Origin of the sequence: Paenibacillus sp. FSL R7-0128, from assembly GCF_038002245.1 — a bacterium.
GTDB classification, from domain to species: Bacteria; Bacillota; Bacilli; order Paenibacillales; family Paenibacillaceae; genus Paenibacillus_AQ; species Paenibacillus_AQ silagei.
The window spans coordinates 2,957,964-2,975,393 of record NZ_JBBOCD010000001.1 but is presented as its reverse complement, the minus strand read 5'-3'; the positions used below and the strand labels follow the sequence as shown (position 1 = coordinate 2,975,393).

Genomic DNA, 17,430 nt, shown 5'->3' with positions numbered 1-17,430 from the left:
AAGCACTGGCCTAGCCTTTTACTGAGCCTAGCATGATGCCATGAACGAAATACTTCTGCAGGAACGGGTACACACAGATAATGGGAACGATGGACACCACCATTGAAGTGACCTGTAAGGAGAAGCTGGTCACACCCGCCGAGGCACTGTTGGCTACCGCCAGCGAATCCATCGGAGAGTTGCTCTTGTTGATGACCTCCATCATGCGGAAGGCCAGCGTACGCAGCTCCTCGGACTGGACGAAATAAGCCGAATCCAGCCAGGAATTCCATTGCCCGACCCCCATGAACAAGGCCATAGTAGCCAGCACCGGCGTTGAGACCGGCAGGATGATGCGGAAGAATATCGTAAGCTCACCGGCCCCGTCTATGTGCGCAGATTCTTTTAGCTCAGCGGGAATTTCACGGAAGAACGAGATCGCAATGAGCAGGAAGAACGTGCTGAGCATGGAAGGGATAATGTACACCGCAAAGGAATTTAACAAGCCTAGTGAACGCAGGACTACATAATAAGGGATCAATCCGCCGGAGAAGTACATGGCGAATACGATCACTGTGAAATAGACCTTGCTGAATAACAGATCTCTATGGGATAGACCGTAAGCGACGATGCTGGTGAGCAGCAGTCCGAGCAAGGTGCCGGACACTGTCCGCAGTACGGAGATCAGGAACGCCTTCACCCACTTGGGATCATCCATGAACACCCGGTAATTCTCCAAAGTGAAGTTCCGGGGCCACAGATACACACCGCCCAGCAGCGAGTCCGAGCCTTTATTGAAAGAGGCAATTAACACATAATAGAACGGATACAGCATCGTAAGCATAATAATGAACAATACCACATAGATCACGCTGTCAAAAACAAAATCCTTCTGCCGCTGACTCTTCAGCATAGCCTTCCCTCCTCTCTCTAAAACAGACTGGAGCCTGACACCCGCTTGGCGATATAGTTACTGGAGAATATCAGCGTTACCGAAATCACCGATTGAATTAAATCTATCGCCGCTGCATAGGAGAACCTCCCGTCGCTTAACCCCACCCTGAATGCGTAGGTCTGGACAATCTCAGAGGTTGGATTATTGATGCTGTTGCCTAACAGGTAGGCCTGCTCAAAGTTGGAGCCGACCAGTCCGCCGCCGAGAATACTCCCGATGGTCAGCACCAGCACAACAACGATGGTTCCCTTCATCCCCGGCAGGGTGATATAACGGATTCGCGCCAGCCTTCCGGCACCGTCAATCTCAGCAGCCTCATACTGGGAAGGACTGATCCCCGATATCGCCGCCAGAAAAATAATCGTCCACCAGCCCATCTCCTTCCACACCGCACTCCCTACCGCCAGCCCCCAAAAGTAATTCGGACTGGTCAGGAAGGCCAGCGGCTCATCCGTGAAGCCCATCGCCATCAGCGCCTTATTGACCACACCGACATCGGCGGACAGGAAGGCATAGGATACGCCAACCACGACCACCCAGGAGATAAAATGCGGCAGATAGCTGATTGTCTGCACAAACCGCTTGAAGGCCATGTGCTTCACTTCGTTCAGCATGATCGCCAGCAGGATCGGCGCCGGGAAGGCGAAGATGACCTTCAGCAGACTAAGGACCAGCGTGTTGCGGACCAGCTTGCCGAATTGATAGTCATGGACGAATTCATCGAAATACCTCAGCCCGACCCAATCGCTGGTAAAGATTCCTTTGATGCCGCTGGAGATGCTGTAATCCTTGAACGCCATCAGTATGCCGAACATCGGAGTATACGCGAAGATCAGCAGATAGATCATGCCTAGCCCGACGAACAAATGCAGTACTTTCTGTTTTTTAAACCGCTTCCATAATATCGACCGCCGGCCGCCGCCGGTTCCGAGACTTCTTGGCTGTGTTTCCAATTCCATATGCGCTCCTCCCTCGTACCTTTAGTTTACCTGCAAGCCCGGGGACGGCGTAAGCCAACATTCTTAAGAAAGCGTTGTCATTTTTGAATACGCTTCCTTTGTTTATTTGTTGTATTCGTCTTATAGTATAGAAGACAGACTTAAGATTTGAACTTGAAGCTTGGTCGTCACTGCGGTGAACATTTGGACTTCCGGCCGCTACCGCTACTCCAGTTCCAAATTTCCCCTACGCTTCTTTTTGCTTTACGTTAATTTCATTAGTGCTTCTTATAGCAGAAGCTCTAAGATGAAGGATATAGGTGCTGATTATGAACTCTAGGCAATATGGACTCAATGAGGGTCCAATGGTAAAAGGGAACGGGTACAAGCCCCCCAATCTGCACAGATGGGGACCCGGCGTCCGTGATGTATATGCGTTGCATTATATCGTGAGCGGCAGAGGTTACTTGAAGACCGGCCAGGCGGTACACCCTGTGGAGACGGGTGAGAGCTTTATGATTTTTCCGCAGACGGAGGTGTATTATTATCCTGATCCGCAGGACCCATGGGCGTATTGCTGGATTGAGTTCAGCGGGGCGGAGGCTCTGCGCTTACTTGCCATGATTCATATCTCACCGGACCAGCCCGTTGTAACGGCTGCCCCGCAGGATTTCAGGGCTATGTTCGATCAGGTCAAGGGGTATCAACAGGAGCCGTATGCACGGGAGCGCTCGGATGCGGCGCTTCATCTGCTGCTGTCGTATTACATGGAGTATTATCCGAGTGAGCAGGCCAGTCTCAAGAAGGACTATGTAGGGTCAGCGAAGGCCTATATTGAGAGTAACTATTGGAAGTCTTCCTTGTCGGTGCTGGATGTGGTGGAATATGTGTCGATTGAGCGCAGTTACCTGTTTCGGCTGTTCAAAAAAGAGACGGGCACCTCTATCTCCGGCTACCTGACCACCGTGCGTATCCGGCGGGCCTCCGAGCTGCTGGCGGAGTCGCGGTTGTCGGTGAAGTCGTTGTCTTACTCAGTCGGCTACCACGACCCGCTGTACTTCTCGAAGATATTTAAGAAGGTTACTTCGTACACGCCGTCACAGTACAGAAAGGTGTATAGGGAGGGGACGCTGTCCCTTCCTTCGGCGGGTGGGGATGGGGGTAGCGGATAGGGGCCATTGTAATCGGTTTTCCGATTACATTTCCGGCTACGCCACCCATCCGGCCGATTGTAATCGGTTTTCCGATTACATTTCCGGATACACCACCCATCCGGCCGATTGTAATCGGTTTTCCGATTACATTTCCGGCTACACCACCCGCCCGGCCGATTGTAATCGGTTTTCCGATTACATTTCCGGCTACACCACCCGCCCGGCTGATTGTAATCGGTTTTCCGATTACATTTCCATCTACGCCACCCATCAAGCTGATTGTTATCGGTTTTCCGATTACATTTCCATCTACGCCACCCGCCCGGCCGATTGTAATCGGTTTTCCGATTACATTTCCGGCTACGCCACCCGCCCGGCCGATTGTAATCGGTTTTCCGATTACATGCAGGTGACACTGTTTATCAGACCAGATCCGGGCTTTGAATGGTACCTATGTACTCGTAGTATGTAACTCGTGGTGATGTCCCTCTAGCTACAGGACGGAATTTCCCCTTATCCACCAGCATACGGCTGTACTTGATAATTGTCGTGTAATGTAACTCAAGCTCTCTCGCTGCATCAATGGGACGAAGGACACGATAGTTACGGATAGCTAACCTCATCAATTCTCGTTCAATTCTGGAATAGGATTTCTCTGTGCTTCTATTAGCAGTTCCTGCCAACAAATAAGGAGACAGAACGTTCCGCAGTGTGGAGAGGACAAAAGAGGGATTTTCTTTCAACTCATCCAGTGAGATATAGAGCACCATATAGTCCTGTGATTGCAGGAAGAGACCGCGATTCAAGTCCATCCGGTATTTACTCCGGTCCGTACCATGCGAACCATAATCCATAATCTCAAATGCAATACGCGAGGAACCAACCTTCCACAGTAAATCAATAAAATAGGATCTCCCGCGCCAGTCCTTAACTTCATATTCCGGATGGAGTCCGTGAAAATGTCCGGTAAGTGGCCACCACACACATTCAACGAATAAGCGGTTACCGTAGCTATGCCCCCGCTTGAGTGCATCGAGCCGCTCCCCCTTTCTTCGTTTCAAATGCTTGCTTAACCATTAGTCATGTTCTTCTGTAAAGCCCACTTTAATTCCCCCGCTCTGCAATGAGATTAATCTCTAAACGCACAAAACCCCGCCTCCTTCTACAAGAGAAGGGAGCGGGGCATTCTTTGCCACGTTTGACATATCTAGCACTAGTGTGCCACTTTTGGTCAGCGAACGCAAGATAAAGATCACAAGGAGCCTTACGGTCCATCTGCAAACGCACATTGTATTCGGTTTTTAGCCTACATTCGGCCCACGCGCCTCCGCACTAACCATTGTGTTCGGTTTTTCGACTACATTTGGCCCGCCCACCTCCGCACTGCCCAATGTGTTCGGTTTTTCGCCTACATTTGGCTCGCCCACCTCCACACTAACCATTGTGTTCGGTTTTTCGACTACATTTGGTCCACGCACCTCCGCACTGCCCATCCCACCAAAAAAAGGGCTGCTCCCGGCGCGCAGTGCGCCACGGGAGCAGCCCTTAAGTAATGCTTTTAGTACATACCGCGTGCCTGCCTCAGCTTACTCGGCCGGAACGGGTTCCAGCACAGGCTGGGGATCCAGTTGCAGGTTTGGCTCAACCACACTGTCCGGCTGGATCACACTGTCAGTGATAGTGAGGTCCTGGGTGTCGGTGGTTTCCATCAGGGCCGACGATCCGCCCAGGTATTGCTTCAGCCATTTCAGGGCAGGGCGCTCTGTACCGTTGGAATTCACCAGATGGGTATTGGCTGCCCAGGTCTGATTCTGGATGTAGCCCCACAGGGTTACGCCCTTAACGGAAGGATGGTTCCAGAGCACAGGGAATTTCTGTTGGTATCTGGCAAGCTGGGTGTTGTCATCACCGGTAATATCCAGCTCGGAGACATAGATTGGCAGGCCTGTTGCAGCTAGCTTACCCAGTACAGTATTCATGGTGCTCACACTTACGTTATCCATATTGAAGTAGTGGCACTGAATACCAATACCATCGATCAGTCCTCTGGATTTCAGGATATTGATAATGTTCACGTACTTGTCGGCCGCGCTGGGGTCACCGATAATGCCATATTCATTGATGAGCAGCTTGGAATTCGGGAACGCCGCCCGGGCTTGCTGGAAGGACCAGATGACCCAATCCCAGCCGGTGCTTCCATCACCGCCGATGGCATTGCGGTATGAAGGCTTGGCATGCAGTGGTTCATTGACAACATCCACGAAGGCTGACTTGGCCGAATAACGCTGGCCTGCCTGAGTAATAAACGAGCTGATCTCCGCCTTCTGCTCCGCTGCCGGTAAGCCGGCAACCCAGTTAGGCTCCTGGCTTCCCCAGACCAGGGTATGGAACTTGAACGGGATATTTTTGCTAATCGCATAGTTATAGATCATGTCCGCATTGCCCCAGTTCATCTGGTTGCGGTTGCCTTCAATCGCTCCCCATTTGGTGCCGTTCTCAGGGGTGACCTGATTCCAATAGGTAGTGAAGTTGCTGGGAGCACTGCCGGCAATAATATTCCCCAGGAACTTCGATCCGTTGGTAATGGCTGCACTGGCATTGCCTGCCATCACAGAGGTGAGCAGGACACTCGCTAAGGCGAGCCCGCCCACAACCTTCTTGATTCTATTCTTCAATTGAATACATCTCCTTTTTCTAATTGGGTTCAAATTCAAACAAGCTATTCCAGACGCAGATAATCAAAATCCGCATAGCCGCCCGCTGACTTCGTCGCATAATTGAATAACGCAAACCGGTAGCCCATAAAGTGAGGCAGCGTATAAGACATCTGCAGCGTATTCCCTATGGATGTCCAGTTGTTGCCGTCCAGACTATAGGAGAAGTACGCCTTATCCGTCTGATTAGTGAAATCGCAGAGCACCTTCAGATAGACTCTGTTCTGGCTGAGCGGCACACCCGCCACTTGAGTCATAGACCCGGAGCTGGCATTGACCATCACAATGGATTTGGAATTGCCGGACATTTTCACACCGACGAACCCGTATTTAGCCTGAAAAGCTGCCAGTCCGGCAACGTCCCCGTCCTTCATTCCGCCCGTCTCCAGAGCCGTGACGCCTGTGCTCTTCGGTCCGAACGTCCGCTGGGTCAGCGTGTTCCGGGCATCCAGCAGACTTGTGCTTACCTTGCCGGTCGTCAGCCGCATGAAGCCTTGGCGCTGAGTCAGCGACCACTTCGAGTTATCAGGATTGTGGTTCCACTGCCAGACCTTAGCCAGCCCTGAGCCTGAAGATGGGGCTGTGAACTCGTCTGACGCGTACACCTTCTTCACCGGATACCCTTCGGCAGGCAGGTTCAGGGTCCGCGGCGCCTTGCCCCCGCTTCCGAAAACCGGCCAGTTCCCTGACCAGGTTACCGGCACCAGATACGGCATCCGCCCGACCGCCCCGCTGTCTCTGAAGAGCATCGCGTACCAGGAGCCGGATGGCGTGTCCACGATTCCGCCCTGGGCAATGCCCGAGTCGTTAAGTGACACCTGCCCCGTATAGCCTCCAGTTAAGCTGGTGGAGCGGTAGGTCAATTGGGTGCGTCCGCTTCCCGAAGGCCAGCAGATCAGGAACACATAATAATAGCCGTTGATCTTCTGGATATGCGCGCCTTCGGCCTTCACGATGAAGCTCGAACCGGCAATATTGCTGGAATTCGGGATGATGACCTGACTGATTCCGCCAGACTTAATCGCCTTGGCATCTGCCGTCAGCTCAATCAGGCTGATATTATCAACTCCGTACACCAGGAAGACCCGGCCATTGTCGAACAGCAGCGACGCATCGTGATAATAGCTGTTCAGGACCGATGAGGTCCAGGGGCCATTTTCAATATTCGAGGTCTGATAGATATAAGTCCGGCCGGTTGAGTTGGACCCGAAGGACACATAGTAGATCCCGTTATTGTACCGGATGCTGCTGGCCCAGGAACCCTTGCCATACTCATTCTGTCCGTTGTTCAGGTTCTGGGCATCCCCGTTCGCATACGTATCGTAGACATAGTTCACGATTTCCCAGTTCACCAGATCATAGGACTTCATGATAGGGACTCCAGGGGTCATATGCATGGTGGTACTGGTCATGTAATACACATTGCCTACCCTGATGACATCATTGTCCGGGGCATCGGCATAGATAAACGGGTTGGTGAAGGTCGCCGCCGCAGCCGTAGAAGGATTGAACAGGATGCCAAGCATGAGCGAAATTGCCAGCAGGTACAGCCCTGCCTTTTTAGCCATAATCCCATTCCTCCCGCCCCATTGCTTCGTCACTGGCTCCATTCAATATAATCCACATAGGCGTCCCAGCTTCCATTGTCCGTGGTTACGACCAGCTTGACCTCCTGATTGCCGGTTGCGTGGGCCACATTGGTCAACGTCTGTACAGAAGGGGTTGTGCCGCTAAAATTGAAGGAGCCAACGTTCACACCGCCGATCAGCAGATCCACCCGCGCCGTAGAGGAATTGTTAGAAGCCCCCCGGACCGAGAAGTTATGCGTGCCGTAGGCATAATATTGATTGAACGCAGCAGCGTCATCATTCCCGTACAGCGCCACTCCGCTGAAAGGGGAAGTGATCTTGCCCGCATAGGTCCCGCTGAGCGTCATATCCTCCGCTTCCACCTTGCTCACCGGAGGAGGCGTCGTGCCGCCATCACCGCCCGTCGAGAACTGCCAGTAATCAAAGTTGAACAGATTGCCGGAGCCTGATCCGGTAAAGACCAGATAGAGTCTGTGCACTCCTGTCGCATTGCTGACCGTAGTCTGTACCTCCTGCCAGGACTGGGCTCCTCCTGTATTAGGAACATTCAGCGTGCCGACCAGCGGGCCGGTTGCGCTGTCGAGCCGGATTTCGATTTTACCGCCGCCTGTGGCGGAAGCTACATTCGCCTTGAAGCTGGAAGCGCCGGAGCCGAAATCGGCATTGCCCACAGCAACCCAGTCTCCATTGTTAATATTGGTCACATTCATATTGCTGACAGGACCGCCCGCAGCCTGCGTACGTTCCGTTGTAATGCCTGCATTCCAGCCGATCGTCTCGGCTTCCACCCGGGTGTACGGATTGAGATTGGCAATCTGGGCGATGCCCGCCATGTCTCCCTGAACCTCCTGGATGGTTCCGTTCGAATTATGGACCAGCTTGTTGATATGCGGAGAACGGTAGCCTTTGCCGTCACCGAGGACAGCCTTCGCCACAGTCTGAGCATGATAGACAACATACCATTGGTTGTTGAAGTTAAATACCGCATGGTGGTTGTTGCCGCCTACCCCGAAGAAGGTGTAAGGATTCTTCAGGAAATGTCCGGTGTACGTAAAAGGTCCCATCGGACTGTTGCTGACCATATACCCGATTTCACCTGCCGGATAGGCAGCCGGGTGCGTACCGGAGAAGTTGAAGCAATACGAGTAATAATATTTGCCGCCGTACTTGTGGATGCCCGAATCCTCGAACATATAGGGAGCATCAATAGTGGAGGCGCTTCCAACAATGCTGGTCATATCCGCACCCAGTCTCAGCACGCGGGCTGTCTTGGGACTCGCGATGGATGCCGGGTCCGAAGTGTTGGGGATGCCCCCGCCTGCATACAGGTAGCCGCTGCCGTCGTCATCGACCAGCACCGCCGGGTCAAACAGCCAGGTCACCCCGGACATTCCCGGTGTACTGCCTGTCACCAGCGCTTTACCCAACGGATCGGACCATGGGCCAATCGGAGAGTTGGCTGTCAGTACCCCGATGCCTGACGCCCCGTTGGCGAAGTACAGGAAGAACTTGTCCTGTCCGTTGATTTTCTTCACGGCTGCTGAAGGCGCCCAGGAGAGCGAGGCCCATTTGGCAATACCCGCAGAACCGTTAACATTATTGGCTCCGGCTACCGGTATGGCGCCATGGTCTGTCCAGTTCACCATATCTGCCGAAGAGATGACATTAATTTTGTTCAGTGCGCTGAAATCATTATCCTTTACCGTTCCGTTGCTGTTATAGACATAGGCATCACTCGACATATAGATATAGACTCTTCCGTTGTACGTCAATGCGAAGGGATCGGCACCCAGCTTGTGGTCCATCAGCGGATTGGAATTTCCCGGCTGTTTGGCTGTGGCATTCCCTGCCGCCTGAGCAGACAGCATAGGCAGACAGCCCAGCAGCAGAACAAAGGTGATCGCAAGCACCGAGAGCTTTTTGAACATCGGCATTCTCCTCCATTACATTTTTTTGTAAACCCTTTCAATCGGATGCGCTACTTATGCCGGAAGCTCACAATCCTCCCCTCCTATTGAATTACTTGAATGAATCTACTAATATTTGTTATTCGAGATCATCTTAATATACTTCTGCCCAATGAACAATGTAGATTTTTGTTTGAAAAGTTGAAATTTTTTGGTTTTTTTGTCTTAATATTTGCGGTTGTTGATCTCTATTACAGCCAGCTCCTGGGTGTATATATCCTCCGGGGTCACCATCCGCTTCGGCAGGGTCCGGCCGGCCATAATCTCCTTCACGGCCTGCATGAGCAGAGGCCCGAGCAGCGGATTACATTCGACCACCGCGTTGATGCTTCCCGCCACCATCTGCTCGAATGCCCGCCGCGTCCCGTCCACCGACACAATGATTATATCCTCCCCCGGCACAAGCCCTGCCTCCTTAATGGCCTCTACCGCGCCGATCGCCATATCGTCATTGTGGGAATAGAGTACGCGGGGCCACTGCTCCTTCGGCTGCTGCAGGAAGGTCTTCATCACCTCATGACCACCGCTGCGCGTGAAATCCGCCGGGGCGCTCAGGGTAATCCGCAGGTTCGGCTGATCCGCGATCAGCTTACGGAACCCGCGCCCGCGGTCGATGGACGGCGTTGAGCCTACGGTTCCCTGCAATTCGGCAATGCGGATCTCTTCGCTGTGATGGCGCATCTTGTCCCTCACATACTTGGCCGCCTTCACCCCTTCTTCGTAGAAGTCAGAGCCGATGAACGTGACATAGAGCGAGCTGTCCGGTACATTCACTGAACGGTCCAGGATAATCACCGGAATTCCGGCCTGCTTAATCTCCAGCAGAATCGGCTCCCAGCCGGTCTGCACCACAGGCGCAATGGCGATCACATCGACCCCGCTGCGGATAAAAGAGCGGATGGCCTCGAACTGCTGCTGCTGATCCTGCTCGGCGTTCTTCAGCAGCAGCGTAATCCCCGCCTCCCCGGCGGCTTCGCGGATCGAGGCGGTGTTCGCTTCCCGCCAGGTACTCTCCGACCCGAGCTGGGAGAAGCCCAGCACGATAGGCTCGTTGTCAGCGGCAATCTCCGCTGCGGATGGCAGCAGGCCTGTAAGGGCAGCAGGAGAAGGCTCGGACATGGGAATCGACTGCGGCCCGCCGTTATTTCCGCCACCCGTGCAGCCGCCCGTCAGCATCAGTGTTAGGACGAAGAACAGCAGCACCAGGCACTCTTTTACCGTTCGCAAGCAGATCCCCCCTTCCATATGATAGCGATTACAATTATATAGCAAGTGGAAACGGCTTTGCCATCCTTTTAAAGGACGGCATTCGTTTCGGCGAGAAATAGAAGGATAATGTATAGCGTGAAACATATACATTCTTATATTTCAATAAAATGGAGAGACAAGTATAATTTGTCTCTCCATGCGCAGTGCTTATTCTTTTAAAGTCAGCCGCCTGGAGCTTAGCACCCGCTGCAGCAGGATGAAGATGAACAGCAGCAGGCCGATGACGATCTTCGTCCACCAGGAGCTGAGTGTGCCCTCGAAGCTGATAATCGTCTGAATTACGCCTTGAATCAGTACACCGAAGAAGGTGCCCAGCACATATCCTACACCTCCGGTCAGCAGTGTGCCGCCAATGACGACCGCCGCGATAGTGTCCAGCTCGAAGCCGACGGCATGCAGCCCGTACCCCGACAGCATGTAAAAGGTGAACACCACGCCTGCCAGCGCCGAGCATAGCCCGCTAAGCGTATAGACCAGCACCTTGGTTCTCGCCACAGGCAGCCCCATCAGCAGTGCCGATTGCTCACTGCCCCCAAGGGCATACACATTGCGCCCGAACCGGGTATAGTGAGCCGTGAAGATAGCGGCTGCTACGACAAGTATAGCGATAACAGCGCTGATGGAGAGGAAGCTGCCGCCCGGCAGCGGAATTCGCGTCTGCGCCATGGCGGTATAGAAGGTATTATCAATAGTAATGGTATCGATGCTGATCACATAGCATAAGCCCCGGGCCAGGAACATTCCGGCCAGTGTGACGATGAACGGCTGGATGGAGAAATAATGAATAATCGCTCCCATGACCGTGCCGAATACGGCCCCCATCAGGAGTACCAGCGGGATGACCACGGCGGGCGGCCAGCCCTGCTGCTGCACCAGGCTTGCCGAGACCATCGTAGATAACGCAATCACCGAGCCGACCGACAGATCGATGCCGCCGGACAGAATAACGAACGACATGCCCACCGCCGTGATTAGCAGAAAAGCGTTGTCCACCAGCAGATTCATCAGCACCTGAAGGGAGAAGAACCCGGTGTACCGGAAGGAACCGGCGGTGAACATGACGATGAACAGCAGAATGGTGACAACGATCGGAATATACTTGCGGTTAAGAGACATGACGGCTCATCTCCTTCTCAGCGGGGTAATGCCGCGACTTCCAGCGGGCGGCAATCGCGGCGCGGAAGGTATCCGACTGGATCAGACAGACGGCCAGGACGACACATGCTTTAACAACCAGCGTAATCTCCGGCGGCACACCGATCATATAGATGGTGGTGGTCAGCGTCTGGATGATCAGCGCTCCGATCACGGTGCCGGTAAGATAGAAGCGGCCGCCGTTCAGCGACGTCCCGCCGATGACCACGGCGAGAATAGCGTCCAGCTCATACCAGAGACCGGCATTATTGCCGTCAGCGCTGGAGACATTCGAGCTGAGCAGCAGGCCGGCGATACCGGCGCATAAGCCGCAGAACACATAGACAGACAAGATGACTAAGTGGGCACGGATGCCGGACATCTTGCTGGCGGCCGGATTGCAGCCCACCGATTCGATGAACAGGCCGAGGGCCGTCCGCCGGGTAAGCAGCAGAGCGATCACCAGAACCAGAGCTACGACAAAAATAGAAAAAGGCAGCGCAGCCAGTGAACCGGACCCGATGTACGCATACTTGGTACTGGTTACCGTAATAATCTGTCCGCCGGTAATGAGCTGGGCGATGCCTCTTCCCGCAACCATCAGAATCAGCGTGGCAATAATCGGCTGAATCCCGGCCCCGGAGACCAGCAGTCCGTTCCAGGCCCCCAGCATTAGGGACAAGCCTGCGGCGAGCAGCACCGAGGTCAGGATCAGCCCCAGACTGTTCTGATCCGCTCCCCTGCTGATACTCAAGCATGCGATAGCGCCCGAGATGGCTACTATGGAACCGACCGACAGGTCGATCCCCTTGGTAGCGACTACCAGCGTCATTCCGATAGCTACGAGGATCAGCGGGGCACCGAAGTTCAGTATGTCGATCAAGCTGCCGTATAAATGCCCGTCATGGACGGTGATCGAGAAGAAATCCGGCGAATAACACAGGTTGAACAGCAGCAGTGCAGCCAGAACGCACAGCGGCCAGAATAAGTGATGCTTCATTATTGAGCTCATGATTGGTTCAGCCTCCCGCAATCGCCTGCATAATCTGCTGCTGGCTCATGTCCTTCTCTGAAATTTCCTTCACCTTGCGGCGGTCGCGCAAAATGGCGATCCGGTCGCTGACCCGCAGCACCTCCTCCAGCTCCGAGGAGATGAACAGGAACGACATCCCCTGCCGGGAGAGCGTCAGCACCAGCTTCTGAATCTCTGCCTTGGCTCCGATGTCGATGCCCCGCGTCGGCTCATCGAGGATGAACAGCTCCGGCTCCGTCAGCAGCCAGCGGGCCAGCAGCACCTTCTGCTGATTGCCGCCGCTGAGGTTCTTGATCAGCTGGTCCGGGCTGGGAGGGTTGATATTCAGCATACGGATGTATTCTCCGGCCAGCTCCTCCTGCCGCTTGCGCGGGATCGTCTTGAACATCCCGTCCTTGGCCTGGAGCGCCAGAATAATGTTCTCTCTTACTGTCAGATCGCCGATGATCCCCTCGGTCTTGCGGTTCTCCGAGCAGAAGGCGATCCGCCGTCCTATGGCTTCCCGGGGGGAGTGCACCCCGCCGCCAGTTGACGGCAGGATCACTTGCCCGAAGTCCGGCTTGTCGGCACCGAACAACAGGCGTGCCGCCTCCGTCCGCCCGGAACCCAGCAGCCCTGCCAGTCCGACGACCTCTCCCTTGCGGATCTCCAGGTCGAACGGCTCGATTCCGCCCCGGCGGCCCAGCCCTTCCGCCCTCAGCAGCTCATCGCCCAGGCTGTTCTTATCCTGTGCCGCAAGCGTTGGCAACTCATCCAGCAGATGAAGCTCCTTGCCGATCATTTTGAGTACGAGATCCAGGCGGCTCAGCTCGTTCGCCATGTATTCACCGACCAGCTCGCCGCCGCGCAGAATGGTGACCCGGTCGGAGATTTCATACATCTGGTCCAGAAAATGCGTCACAAACAGGATCGACAGCCCCTCTTGCTGAAGCTTCCTCATAATGCGGAACAGCTGATCCACTTCGTTCTGATCCAGGCTTGAGGTCGGTTCATCGAGAATCAGCACCTTCGCCGAGATATTCAGCGCTCTGGCAATGGCAACCAATTGCTGAACCGCTACAGAGTAGCTCTGTAGAGGCAGGGTGACGTCAATGTGCAGATTCATCCGTTCCCGGAGCAGCTCCGCTGCCCGTAGGTTCATCTGCTTCCACTGGATGCAGCCGAACCGCCGCGGCTCCCGGCCGATGAAGATATTCTCGGCCACGGTCAGGTTGGGGCACAGATTCACCTCCTGATACACGGTGCTGATGCCCGCAGCCTGCGACTCCTGCGGGCTGCGCATGGAGATGGCTGTGCCCTCCATCTCTACAAGGCCCTCGTCAATCGAATAGACGCCGGTCAACACCTTGATTAAGGTGGACTTGCCGGCGCCGTTCTCCCCCATCAAGGCATGAACCTCGCCGGGGAACAGGCGCAGACTCACATCTGTCAGAGCTTTCACCCCCGGAAACCGTTTATGGATCCGGGTCATTTGCAGTATGGGCTGCTGTGTGCTCATAGCTATATCCACTCCTTCTTCTCCAAAGACAACCGCTCCGGCGGTTCAAGGACCGCCGGAGCAAGTTTTCTACCCGACTTACTGATTAATACTGGCGGCTAGGCAAAGCTTCCTTGGCCTGCTCGGAAGTGAAGGTGGTCTCCTCGGTCACGATCCGGGCCTCTACCGGCTTGCCGTCGACCACATCTTTAACTACCTGCATCAGCTGAGGTCCAAGCAGCGGGTTGCACTCAACGATGAAGTTGATTTTACCTTCACTGGCTGCCTGCATGCCGTCCTTCACGGCATCGACAGAGATGATCTTGATATCCTGGCCCGGCTTCAGGCCTGCTGCTTCAATCGCTTGAATCGCCCCCAGCGCCATATCGTCGTTATGGGCATACAGCACATCGATATCCTTATTGGCCTTCAGAAAGGCCTGCATGACTTCCTTGCCCTTGGCGCGGGTGAAATCGCCGGTCTGTGAAGCAATGACCTTGAGGTGCGGGTTATCTTTAATGGTCTCGGCGAAGCCTGCCATCCGGTCATTAGCCGGAGCAGAGCCTGTAGTTCCCTGAAGCTCCACAATATTAACGTCCTCTGAGGCATCCTTATACTGCTCGGTCAGCCACTTCCCTGCCTTGCGGCCTTCTTCCACGAAATCGGAGCCCAGGAAGGTAACATACAGTGAGGTATCCTTGGAATCTACCGCACGGTCTGTCAGAACAACCGGGATGCCCGCAGCCTTAGCCTCCTTCAGCACCGTATCCCAGCCGGATTCTACTACCGGAGAGAAGGAGATGACATCGACCTTTTGCTGGATAAAAGAACGCAGTGCCTTAATCTGATTCTCCTGCTTCTGCTGGGCATCCGAGAATTTCAGCGTGTAGCCTGCTTCCTTGGCTGAATCCTGAATGGACTTCGTATTCGCGCTGCGCCAGCCGCTCTCCGCCCCAACCTGTGAGAAGCCGAGCGTGATGTCCTTGGCCTCTTTGGTGGCATTTGCCGCCGGCGCCTTCGTTGCTGCACTGTCTGTCTTACCCGCATCCGCCGCCGTGTTCCCGCCGTTATTGCTGCTGCATGCCCCTAACAGGGTCATGGACAGGGTCAGGGCCAGCACAGCCCCCACTTTTCCAAGCTTCTTCATATCTCCTTATTCCTCCCCCTTGACGTTCACCTTGTTCCGGTGTTGTGCCCATTATAGAACGCTTACAGAAGAGCATTATACGGGCAGCCTTTGGCGTTTACTTTCTAATTTTGGGTTTATTCCCTCCGAATAGGTATTTTGGTGTACTTTTTTATTCAAAAGGTGGATATTTTGTTTGCGCTTTCTTTTTTGTTTCGGTATTCCAATATTTGTTATAAAATAGAGTTAGGAACGGCATCTACTCTACTTGTGAAAGGGAATTCCCGATAATGCGGATTACACGCTGGATCTCCTCCAGTCTTAGAGCCAAACTGCTGGCTTTGTTCATAGTGCTGTCCACCATACCGCTGATTGCCGTCGGCCTCATTTCCTACCAGAAATCCTACCAATCCATTTCCAGTCACAGCAAGGCTTCAAGCATGCTTCAGGCCGAAATGCTGGGAACGAATATGGACAACCTGTTCAAGGATACCGAGCGTCTGCTGGAGCTTAGCAATAATCCTCAGGTCATCCACTTTCTGTTCTCACAGTCGGAGACCTATCAGGAGGCCAAGAACATTCTGCAGACCTTCACCCTCTACCGGGACACCTACAAGTATGAGAATGTGCTCAACATCAGCCTGATTAATCTGTACGGCAAAGGCATCAGCGAGCGCCGGGGAATCTTCCAGTCGGCCAGCAACCCGCTGCGCAATCCGCATTTTCAGGCGTTATCCCAGAATCCGGAGCTGATCCTCCGGGTGCCCCCGCCGCTGATAACCAGCTATGACCGGGTGGACGGATTCACCTACGGGGACGAGGGCGTGATCTCGATTATGACGGCGGTCAAGCAGCGGATTACGCATGAGGTCATCGGTTATATCATTGTGGATCTGAGCGATTCCTTCATTAAAGAGTTCTGCGACAAGGTGACGATCGGCACTACCGGATTCTTCTACCTGCTGGACGAGCAGAACAATCCCCTCTATGTTCCTCCTGTGAGGGCTGGAGAACTTGCCGTTATTCAGGACAACCTGATTCCTGCGGGGGAACGGGGCAGAAGCGGCAGCTTCGTGCTTCAGACGGGCGGACCGCCCCGGTTCATCGTCCATACCTCCTCGCTTGCAACAGGCTGGACGATTATCGGCATAGCCCCGCTGCAGGAGATCGTGGCCGAGGCGAACCGGATCAGGCAGCTGATTATTATCAGCGTGGGCTTAAGCATTATTTTTGCAATCACGCTCCATTATCTGCTGACCCGGCGGCTAACCCGGCCCATCCAGCTGCTCCAGCACAAGATGCGCCTGACCGCAAGTGGCTATCTGGAAGCCAAAGTCAAACCGGACGGTACCGATGAGATCGCCGATCTCGGACAGAGCTTCAACATCATGGTCGAGCAGATCAAAGAGCTGCTGGCCCAGAGCATCCGTAAGCAGCAGCAGCTGCAAAAGGCAGAACTGCGGACGCTTCAGGCGCAGATTAACCCTCATTTTCTATATAACACGCTGGATTCTATTGTCTGGATGGCGGAAGCGGGGAATCACGATGGCGTGATCCGGCTGGTGAAGGCGTTATCCGCGTTCTTCCGGCTTAGCCTCAACAACGGGCGCGACTGGATACAGATCCGCTCCGAGCTTGCCCATGTGCAGAGCTATCTGATCATCCAGCAGATGCGCTACCACGACATCCTGGAGTTCAAGGTGGAGCTGGCGGAGGAGCTGCAGGAGTATCCGATTCTGAATATGACCCTGCAGCCGCTGGTTGAGAACGCCCTGTATCACGGAATTAAGAATAAGCGGGGCATGGGACTCATCCGCATTGGCGGGTACACCGACGGAGGCACCATTATGCTTACGGTCTCGGACAATGGCATCGGCATCCCCGCCGGGCGGCTGGAGGCGCTAAGGGAATCGGTTGAGCATCCCATTCAGTCGGAGGAACCCGAGGACACCGGCCAGGGCGGCTTCGGCCTGCAGAATGTGCATCAGCGGCTGCGGCTGTATTTCGGGCCCGAATATGGTATCCGTCTGGACAGCTCGGAAGGCTATGGCACACAGATTACGGTTCGCATACCCAAGAACAGGGGGGTCTAGTG

At 54.3% G+C, this 17,430-nt stretch carries 13 protein-coding genes; 2 read left to right on the top strand and 11 right to left on the bottom strand.

Annotated features, from left to right (window positions below; genetic code table 11):
• Positions 1 to 10 precede the first annotated feature (10 nt).
• Complete coding sequence (locus tag NST26_RS11970; RefSeq protein ID WP_209992353.1) at positions 11 to 892, bottom strand: carbohydrate ABC transporter permease; 882 nt, start codon at positions 890 to 892, stop codon at positions 11 to 13.
• 17 nt (positions 893 to 909) lie between these two features.
• Positions 910 to 1,893 carry an ABC transporter permease gene (locus NST26_RS11965; RefSeq protein ID WP_340979213.1) on the bottom strand — a complete coding sequence of 328 codons (984 nt, stop codon included), beginning with the start codon at positions 1,891 to 1,893 and terminating at the stop codon, positions 910 to 912.
• 344 nt (positions 1,894 to 2,237) lie between these two features.
• On the opposite strand from NST26_RS11965, the gene NST26_RS11960 reads away from it, so the two are divergent.
• Positions 2,238 to 3,044, top strand: a complete 807-nt coding sequence (locus NST26_RS11960) for a helix-turn-helix domain-containing protein (protein WP_340979211.1) — start codon at positions 2,238 to 2,240, stop codon at positions 3,042 to 3,044.
• A 404-nt stretch (positions 3,045 to 3,448) separates the two neighbouring features.
• On the opposite strand, the gene NST26_RS11955 is transcribed toward NST26_RS11960, so the two are convergent.
• The 9 genes from NST26_RS11955 to NST26_RS11915 all read right to left on the bottom strand — a co-directional run bounded on the left by NST26_RS11955 (position 3,449) and on the right by NST26_RS11915 (position 15,356).
• On the bottom strand, positions 3,449 to 4,087 hold the full coding sequence (locus tag NST26_RS11955) for a hypothetical protein (RefSeq protein WP_340979210.1): 639 nt from the start codon (positions 4,085 to 4,087) through the stop codon (positions 3,449 to 3,451).
• Between the two features lie 525 nt (positions 4,088 to 4,612).
• On the bottom strand, positions 4,613 to 5,701 hold the full coding sequence (locus NST26_RS11950; protein ID WP_340979209.1) for an endo-1,4-beta-xylanase: 1,089 nt from the start codon (positions 5,699 to 5,701) through the stop codon (positions 4,613 to 4,615).
• A 44-nt stretch (positions 5,702 to 5,745) separates the two neighbouring features.
• Positions 5,746 to 7,308: a glycoside hydrolase family 43 protein gene (locus tag NST26_RS11945; RefSeq protein ID WP_036729923.1), complete on the bottom strand. Its 1,563-nt coding sequence runs from the start codon at positions 7,306 to 7,308 to the stop codon at positions 5,746 to 5,748.
• Between the two features lie 29 nt (positions 7,309 to 7,337).
• Entirely contained in the window at positions 7,338 to 9,257 is a 1,920-nt protein-coding gene (locus NST26_RS11940; RefSeq protein WP_076073792.1) for a carbohydrate-binding protein, read from the bottom strand.
• A gap of 204 nt (positions 9,258 to 9,461) precedes the next feature.
• On the bottom strand, positions 9,462 to 10,523 hold the full coding sequence (locus tag NST26_RS11935) for an ABC transporter substrate-binding protein (RefSeq protein WP_339255666.1): 1,062 nt from the start codon (positions 10,521 to 10,523) through the stop codon (positions 9,462 to 9,464).
• Positions 10,524 to 10,712: 189 nt separating this feature from the next.
• The gene (gene yjfF, locus NST26_RS11930) at positions 10,713 to 11,681 is read right to left on the bottom strand and encodes a galactofuranose ABC transporter, permease protein YjfF (RefSeq protein WP_036729927.1); all 969 of its coding nucleotides are present in this window, start codon (positions 11,679 to 11,681) and stop codon (positions 10,713 to 10,715) included.
• Positions 11,671 to 12,711 (bottom strand): ABC transporter permease, encoded by a 1,041-nt coding sequence (locus tag NST26_RS11925; protein ID WP_340979208.1) that lies wholly within the window; start codon positions 12,709 to 12,711, stop codon positions 11,671 to 11,673. Before NST26_RS11925 ends, yjfF begins: the two co-directional genes overlap by 11 nt.
• 7 nt (positions 12,712 to 12,718) lie before the next feature.
• A complete protein-coding gene (locus tag NST26_RS11920; RefSeq protein ID WP_340979207.1) occupies positions 12,719 to 14,230 on the bottom strand; it encodes a sugar ABC transporter ATP-binding protein in 1,512 nt (503 codons plus the stop codon).
• An 85-nt stretch (positions 14,231 to 14,315) separates the two neighbouring features.
• A complete protein-coding gene (locus NST26_RS11915; RefSeq protein WP_036729933.1) occupies positions 14,316 to 15,356 on the bottom strand; it encodes an ABC transporter substrate-binding protein in 1,041 nt (346 codons plus the stop codon).
• 269 nt (positions 15,357 to 15,625) lie between these two features.
• Between NST26_RS11915 and NST26_RS11910 the strand changes: the two genes are divergently transcribed.
• Positions 15,626 to 17,428 (top strand): cache domain-containing sensor histidine kinase, encoded by a 1,803-nt coding sequence (locus NST26_RS11910; RefSeq protein ID WP_340979204.1) that lies wholly within the window; start codon positions 15,626 to 15,628, stop codon positions 17,426 to 17,428.
• Positions 17,429 to 17,430 lie beyond the last annotated feature (2 nt).

Bases quoted from the DNA above. Each gene is read 5' to 3' on its own strand.
- NST26_RS11970 (WP_209992353.1), bottom strand. From the start codon at position 892: ATGCTGAAGAGTCAGCGGCAGAAGGATTTTGTTTTTGACAGCGTGATC.
- NST26_RS11965 (WP_340979213.1), bottom strand. From the start codon at position 1,893: ATGGAATTGGAAACACAGCCAAGAAGTCTCGGAACCGGCGGCGGCCGG.
- NST26_RS11960 (WP_340979211.1), top strand. From the start codon at position 2,238: ATGGTAAAAGGGAACGGGTACAAGCCCCCCAATCTGCACAGATGGGGA.
- NST26_RS11945 (WP_036729923.1), bottom strand. From the start codon at position 7,308: ATGGCTAAAAAGGCAGGGCTGTACCTGCTGGCAATTTCGCTCATGCTT.
- NST26_RS11940 (WP_076073792.1), bottom strand. From the start codon at position 9,257: ATGTTCAAAAAGCTCTCGGTGCTTGCGATCACCTTTGTTCTGCTGCTG.
- yjfF (WP_036729927.1), bottom strand. From the start codon at position 11,681: ATGTCTCTTAACCGCAAGTATATTCCGATCGTTGTCACCATTCTGCTG.
- NST26_RS11925 (WP_340979208.1), bottom strand. From the start codon at position 12,711: ATGAGCTCAATAATGAAGCATCACTTATTCTGGCCGCTGTGCGTTCTG.
- NST26_RS11920 (WP_340979207.1), bottom strand. From the start codon at position 14,230: ATGAGCACACAGCAGCCCATACTGCAAATGACCCGGATCCATAAACGG.
- NST26_RS11915 (WP_036729933.1), bottom strand. From the start codon at position 15,356: ATGAAGAAGCTTGGAAAAGTGGGGGCTGTGCTGGCCCTGACCCTGTCC.
- NST26_RS11910 (WP_340979204.1), top strand. From the start codon at position 15,626: ATGCGGATTACACGCTGGATCTCCTCCAGTCTTAGAGCCAAACTGCTG.